This is a genomic window from Gelidibacter sp. (assembly GCF_035577925.1).
In the GTDB taxonomy this organism is placed as follows: Bacteria; Bacteroidota; Bacteroidia; order Flavobacteriales; family Flavobacteriaceae; genus Gelidibacter.
The window spans coordinates 1-7,423 of the sequence record NZ_DATJCY010000377.1 but is presented as its reverse complement, the minus strand read 5'-3'; the positions used below and the strand labels follow the sequence as shown (position 1 = coordinate 7,423).

Annotated in this window: 3 protein-coding genes; all 3 read right to left on the bottom strand. The window is 35.4% G+C overall.

Annotated features, from left to right (window positions below; all coding sequences use genetic code 11):
- Nucleotides 1-155: 155 nt before the first annotated feature.
- The 3 genes from VNJ50_RS14305 to VNJ50_RS14295 are packed head-to-tail and all read right to left on the bottom strand — an operon-like array spanning nt 156 to nt 7,143.
- Nucleotides 156-2,729: a S9 family peptidase gene (locus VNJ50_RS14305; RefSeq protein WP_325582973.1), complete on the bottom strand. Its 2,574-nt coding sequence runs from the start codon at nt 2,727-2,729 to the stop codon at nt 156-158.
- Entirely contained in the window at nt 2,730-4,124 is a 1,395-nt protein-coding gene (locus VNJ50_RS14300; protein ID WP_325582972.1) for a RagB/SusD family nutrient uptake outer membrane protein, read from the bottom strand.
- 10 nt (nt 4,125-4,134) lie between these two features.
- Nucleotides 4,135-7,143, bottom strand: coding sequence for a SusC/RagA family TonB-linked outer membrane protein (locus VNJ50_RS14295; protein WP_414652905.1), 3,009 nt, complete (start codon nt 7,141-7,143; stop codon nt 4,135-4,137).
- Nucleotides 7,144-7,423: the final 280 nt, after the last annotated feature.

Here is a 7,423-nt window from a genome sequence, read left to right as displayed (position 1 = left end):
AAAAGTGAGTTTAGCGATGTAAGAATCGCTTTGCCTCATTTTAACTCAAAACTAATTACCTAATTATCCGAGAGAATCCATAATCAAAACAAAATAACCAAAAAATAAAAGGTCGCCTAAATAGTTTTTAGACGACCTCTTTTTTATTCTTTATATTAATGATTTTTATTTTTCAAAAAGGAATTAAACCATTTTTTTATTTTTAATGTTAAATCGATTTGGTGAATTTCATTAACTATTGAATGTTCTTCATCTGGATAAATTACTAATATAGAATCTTTTTTTAATCTCCATAATGCTAAAAATAGTTTAATATTATAAGAGGGTTTAACCATTCGATCATTGCTTCCAAAGAATAATAAAATAGGGGTATTCATTGTTTTAACATTCATAATAGGTGATTCCATAAGAAATTCTGTATCAGTAAATGGAATTTTATTTCTGAATTGTTCACTTTCAAATCGTTCAATGTTAGATAGATTGGATGAATCAATATCAAGATAAAAACTAAGTAGATCTGTGACTCCTGCTCCCGCAACAGCAGTTTTGAACCTATCTGTTTGACTAATAATATAAGTAGTTTCAAAGCCTCCAAAAGAATGTCCGATAAGTCCAATATTATTTTCATCAATTGAACCGATTTTAACCGCTTCGTCAATCGCAGAGGAAACACATTCTAGGGCTGAGTTTCCCGGCTTATTAAGTGTGTAGGCAATATCTGGCAAAAGAACAAAATAACCATCAGAACTATAGTTAGTTACATTGAATCCTCCAAAATCTTTCAGTGAGGGGATAATGTATTCATGCAAGGAATTTGACATGTTTTCATAGATAGAAACAATCATCGGGTATGTTTTACTTGAATCATAATTTGCGGGGTAAAATAATGCTCCTTTTAATTTCTTACCATCTGGACTTTGATAATAAATCAACTTTGATTTTCCCCAATAAAATTGTTTTTGTTGCTCATTAGCTTGGGCTATTTGTTTTATATGTGTATTTATACTCAAAATTTTAGACGGCATATCAAATCTACTTATACTGATTTGAAAATTGTTTTCCCCGATTATTTTAATATGTGTAATTTTCCAATCCTTATGTATGATTTCCTGGAACCCTTTCTTCTTATCCCAAACTCCAAATCCTTCACTTAGTTTATTGGTATTAAAGTTTCGCATTAATAGCTCGTCATTTAAATCATATGAAGTTGACACAAATCCAAAAAAACTATCCCTGATTGATCTGCCTAAATACGTATTGATACGATACCTTATACCGGAGTTCCCCCCGCTAGTCATTTTTTGACTTTTTCTACCGTCGGTAGAAATTAACCATATATCAAACTCATCATAAACCATCATCTGCCCCGATGAAGTCCACCCACCGAATCCATAGGCTCTATGGTCGTCAAGGCGATCGCTCATAGATTTGTTAAATACTGCTTGTATATTCTTTGTAACACAGGTTTCCTTATCGGTTTTAATGTCATATATCCACCAATGTTTATTTTTAAAATAGGCTATGTAATGCTCTTTAGGATCAATAACGATATGGTGATATGCTCTTAATTGTTTTTGAATTATTTTCTTTTTTATTCCTGTATTCAAATCCATCACGTAAACATCACTATACCTATCACCATATTCATACAAGGGGAGATAGACATCATTATCCAATAATATGGCCTTTTGGTAATTGTCTGTTATACCGCTAACAATTAGATTGTCGCGTTCTATTTCATAAACTTTGTTTTCTATGGGAAGCCAAACATTCCATTTTTGAAAATTTATTTTTGATTTGGGAGGAATTTCTTTGTCCGACGATTTCCATACCTGAATTTTTGTAGCGATTTCCGATATATTGGTAACGGGCGTAGTGTCAAAAAACACTTTATCACCATTATTTGAAATATGCAGTTTGGTTTTTATGATATATACATCAGTTGGAAAATTTTTAATTGTTGTTGGATCAAGCTTGATTATACTTGAAGGATTATCTACGTTAGGTGTAAAAACTATTTTGTAATCATTTTTTGCCGTACTGGAAATATAGTAAGCCAAAGAATTTCCTGTGGTATTCCATGTTAAATTTTGATATTCTGAATTATGATTTTGTGACAATAATTTATGTAGTTTAAACTCCAATAGATTTATTAATTTTACTGATTCAGCTCGATCATGAGTTTGAATCATGGCTAAGTATTTTTCCGTTGGGCTCAAGCTATATTCTTTAATGTTTTCGAATTCCCGAACCTGTCCTGTTTTAATATTTATAATTACTAATGTATTGAATGTTGTCGAATTGGATTGGTAGATAAGGTGTTTTCCATCCTTAGTAAATTCAAATTTAACGACGTTTGGATGTTCTTTCTGTTCACCTGTTGTTGTTTGCAAAATGTGTAATGTTCCTGATTTCAGATAGGCAAAGAGGTCTCCTTTGGGTGTTATCTTTTCGTTATTACCAGAAGGAAATACGTACTGAAAATCTGTAACTGTGTTTTTTAAGAACAATGTATCAATATTATTATCATACAATTTTGAGAAAGAAGTCCATACTCCATCCTCAGAGACCTCTCCCATGTTTAGGGTATGCCAAAGGTTATAATCTTCAGGGGTGAGCATTCTCTTTTCTTGTGAATGGCAAGTCCAGCCATAAAATAATGCTAATATTAAATATCCGGTATTTATATGAAGATTTAAGTTTTTCATATTTATATTTTTATTAATCAATTAATACCCAGGATTCTGAGGCAATAAATTAGGGTTAAGCAACGTTTCTGATTCTGGAATAGGTAGTAGGCTATCAGTTGAATCCCATCCAAGTTTAATTGGAGAAAGTGCAGAATTTATTATTCCTGCCCTTTTTAAATCAAAAAAACGATGTCCCAATTCGCTAAAAAACTCTATACGCCGTTCTTGTATAATAGCGTCTATAAGTTGCAGTCCTGTCTCTGCTGATGTATTTGCCAATAAGGCGCGATTACGGATTTTGTTAAGATCATTTCTTGCACCATCAAAATCACGTAAATGTGTCCGTGCTTCTGCCCTGATCAGGTATAATTCCTCTAATCGGAATAAGATGGAATATTCAGTGGATGTGGTTTCAGTGGTATTTTGCTTATATTTGAACGGATAGTACCATATTCCTGCATTTCCCTTCACACTTCCAATCCAGTGTTCTTTGCGCAAATCACCATGTTCAAAAGCATCAACTAGGTGTGTATTTAATGCGCGATTATTCGGAGGTCCCATTTTAAAAATAAAGCTTTGCCCCTCCTGAGTCGGAAGCCCATCTTTGGTTGGCATTAGTTGCCATATGGTCCCTGTGCTATTTTTCAAAAAAACATCATCAAGAGATTCTACCCAAATAAAGTTTCCTGAATTTATTACTGAACTTGCTTCGGCTTCTGCTAATTCCCAATCTGTATTGTATAAATGAACCCTTGCTAATAATGATTTTACAGCATCGATACCTGCACGAACTTTAAATGGGCTTTGGGTAGTAGGCACAAGTGATTTAGCTTTCTCTAAATCCGCGATTAGTAAGGTGTATATTTGTGATACTGGTAGTTTTTCAATACTAGAATTTGCAACGTAATTTGTTGTTGCTACATAAGGGATCTCACCGAAAAGGTTCAAAAGATGAAAATGTATATAAGCTCTTAAAAACAATACCTCTCCTATAAGCCTATTCTTATTGTTTTGAGAAAGTGCGGTGGAATTTTCTAGCCCTTCTTTTATCGCATTAGTTGCATATATTAAGTTATAGCTACCATTCCATAGTGAAGCCACATTTGTATTTGTAGCAACAAGACTGTTTTGGAAAAATTGAAATTCTGATATGCCAGTATTGTATGTTTGCAATTCATCTGCATAACTTCCCAGTAAAATTGAAATTCCATTTAAGTTACCGCATACCAAAACATTGTTTGATAACTTACTATAAATATTTGTAATAGCAGCTTCTGCTGATCCTAAATCATTAAAGACAATATTGTCTGTAAGTTGTGAGTCAGGATGATCAACTTCAATAAAGCTCTCGCAACTTGATAAAAGTATTACTGTTAATAATAAACTTACAATCTTTATGTGCTTATTATTTATAAATATTATTGTTTTTTTCATAACGATTAGATTAAAAATTTAGTTCAATACCTAAAGAAAATATCCGTAGAGGAGGTAGCCGTATTCCTGATTGATTTTCAGGGTCGGGCCCATTAAATCGGGTAATTGTCAATAAATTCTGTCCTTGCATATAAATACGACAGGTTGTTGATTCTGACCATATCGTTGGAAGTGTATAAGACAAAGACAGATTTTTGAGCCTAATAAATGACGCATCACTAAATGCTCCATCACTGCTTAAAAATCTATAATAAGCGTTAGTTGCTTCACTGTTAAGTCCGGTAGTATAAAGCTGAATAGCACTGTTATCTCCCGGTTGCTGCCAAGCATCGGTAAAATCTGTTGGTAAATTATTAGCCACTCCCGGTAATATTCCGAAATAATTATAGTTGCTACCTAATTGTTTTACGAATTGGAATAAAAAATCAAACTGCCACTTTTTATAGCTGATACTATTGTGAAGACCTCCGAAAAATTCAGGTGTAATACGGATTATTTTCTCTCTGTCGTTACCCGCTGTAATTTGTTCGTCCCCGTCATAATCTTCAAATTCATAAATACCTGCCTGCGGATTCATTCCTGTATAATGATAAACTTTATAAATATCCAAAGCCTGCCCGATTACATATTGATTAGCATAGGTAGAGCCTTCAAGGTCAGGGAAAGAAATCAGCTTGTTTTTCGGTAGCGTAAGATTTAAAGATGTCGTCCACGAAAAATTGTCATTACTGATTAGTTTTCCCTGTATTTCAAATTCCCAACCTGTATTCTGAACAGTAGCATCTAAATTGGCTGTTACAAGAGGAAAACCTGTTGTTCCCGGTAAAGGAATGCCGACTAACTGATTGGAGGAACGATTGCGGTAATGTACTACGGACAGTAACAATCTGTCTTTAAGAAACCCTAATTCTAAAGCTCCTTCTATTTTTGTATTGGTTTCCCAACTAAAATCAGGATTGAACAGACGGGTTGGTTCCAGCCCTATTACACCTTGATAGCTTAATCCTGATAAATTATAGGTGTTTTGGAACTGGTAATCTCCAATTTGGTCACTTCCTGTAGTTCCATAACTTCCTCTTAATTTTCCAAAACTTAACCACTGTATGTTTTCACTAAAGAAGTTTTCTCTTGAAAATAACCATGCTGCACCAATAGCACCAAAATTAGCAAACCTTTTTCCTGGACCGAAACGGCTGGAACCATCTCTACGCCCTGTAAGGTTTAGAAAATACTTGTCACTATAGGAATAATTAATACGTCCGAATATGGCGCTATATCTGTATTCAGAATTGTTGGTGCCTAATGCTACTACATTCGAAGCTGCTGCAATATTATTTATTAAGTTGTTGTTAGAAAATCCCCAGGCATAAAATCCTGATTGTCTTCGGCTTCGGCTTTGAAAGGTAGCTCCAATCAATGTAGTTAGTTGTCCTCCAAGAATTTTTTGTTTAAAAGATAATTGAGGTTCAAAATTCCACGATTGTAAGTTCGCATCATTTAAGTATAAATAAGACATTTCACTTCCAAACCCGTATGCAGGATTCCATACTGTATGTGGTGAAGCTTTAGACTCCAGTAAGTTCGAGTCTGTAAACCCTATACCAGTTTTCAGTTCCCAATTTGGAAGTGGACTATATATAATCATACTGTTTGCAATTAGATTATTGTTTCTAGCTAAATACTTTTCCTCTAAAAGACGTAGTGGATTTTCCCATGTTGAATTTTCCCAGTTTAAATTTTCGTCAGAATTATAAAGTTCAGGTGCGTTTGGAGGTAAGATATAGGCTTGTCGAGTAAGGTCGGTGGCTAGTAAATTATTCTGATCTGAAATATAATTTCCGGAAAGAGCGACTTCGAACTTTTTATCTTCTGAAATATGTTGAAGGTTAAAGTTTACCGAAGTCTTTTTAAATTTAGAATCCCCCGGAAATACAGTGGTTTCTCTGTAATTTGTACCACTCAGTAAAAATCTAGTACTTTCAGAGCCTCCCGATATTGAGGCCTGAACACTATTGGTATAAGCGGTTCCGCCTATTAGCTCGTTTTGCCAATCAGTATAGCGGTTTCTATCCCAGGTTCCGTTGACATCATAAGCATAAGAAGGGAATTCTATAATGCCATCATTGATAAGTGCCTGTTCACGCATTGTTAGGTATTGTTCAGTGTTCATTAATTTCAGTTTTCGTGTAACACTGCCAACGCCTGTATAAGTATTAATGTTAACAGTTGTTTTGGCTTGTTTTGCCTTTTTAGTAGTAATTAGAACTACTCCATTTGCACCACGTGAGCCGTATATTGCGGTGGCGTCAGCATCTTTTAAGACCTCAATACTTTCTATATCGACAGGATTAATGCTATTTAGAGAGCTTACACCACCATGGATGCCTGGTAATATCCCACCGGATATTGAAGTGTTTCCGATATTTTCAGTTCCAAAAGGAATGCCATTCACAATGTATAAAGGCGCGTTTCCGTCAGTTCTAAGACTGTTTTTTCCTCGAATCTGAATATCAAAACCACCACCAGGCACACCCGACGATTGTGTGATATTTACGCCTGCCATACGTCCCTGCATAGCCGCCAACGGATTGCTTATAGGTTGTTTCTCTATATCTTTTGAAGTAATTCTGGCAATACTACCTGTTCTTTCACGATCTTTTACAGAATAGTATCCCGCATTAATACGCACCTCACTAAGCGCAGTTGCATCTTCTTGTAAGGTGACATCTATGGCCTTACGGCCTTGAACAGGAACAGTAACCGTACTATATCCCAAATAAGAAACTTCCAGCGTGTCCGTAGCTTTGGCAGTGATGCTGTAACGCCCGTCAAAGTCTGAGACGGTACCCGTCATGGTATTTTTAATGATAATACTTGCACCAGATATGGGCAGGTTGCCGTCAGTGACCCTGCCGGTGACCAGTAGGTCTTGGGCGGTGAGTGGCAGGGTGAAAATTAGTAAAAGTAGGTTACAGCCAAAAATGCGCCGTAGCCTTGATGTGTTATGATTTTTTATCATAATTTTGTGTTGGTTAAAGTGATACATTTATTTTAACTCTTGGCCTGCTCCAACGGTCGTCGAAAACTTGGGAGTGGGCTTTTTTTACCGTTATATATTTATCGGTAAGGTTGATTGTTAAGTATAAAAAGAGAGCAGTTATAGACTATGAATCATAATTATGGCGCATAACTATTGGTGGCATCGGGCCGGCCAAAAAAGGCATAGCTGTCCTGGCGCGGCCGTATCCACGTTTGACTAACTCATTTTTTTATACCTACCGACAGGCGAAGCTGCGGGA

Coding starts and splice junctions, on each gene's coding strand:
- VNJ50_RS14300 (WP_325582972.1), bottom strand. CDS start 4,124: ATGAAAAAAACAATAATATTTATAAATAATAAGCACATAAAGATTGTA.
- VNJ50_RS14295 (WP_414652905.1), bottom strand. CDS start 7,143: ATGATAAAAAATCATAACACATCAAGGCTACGGCGCATTTTTGGCTGT.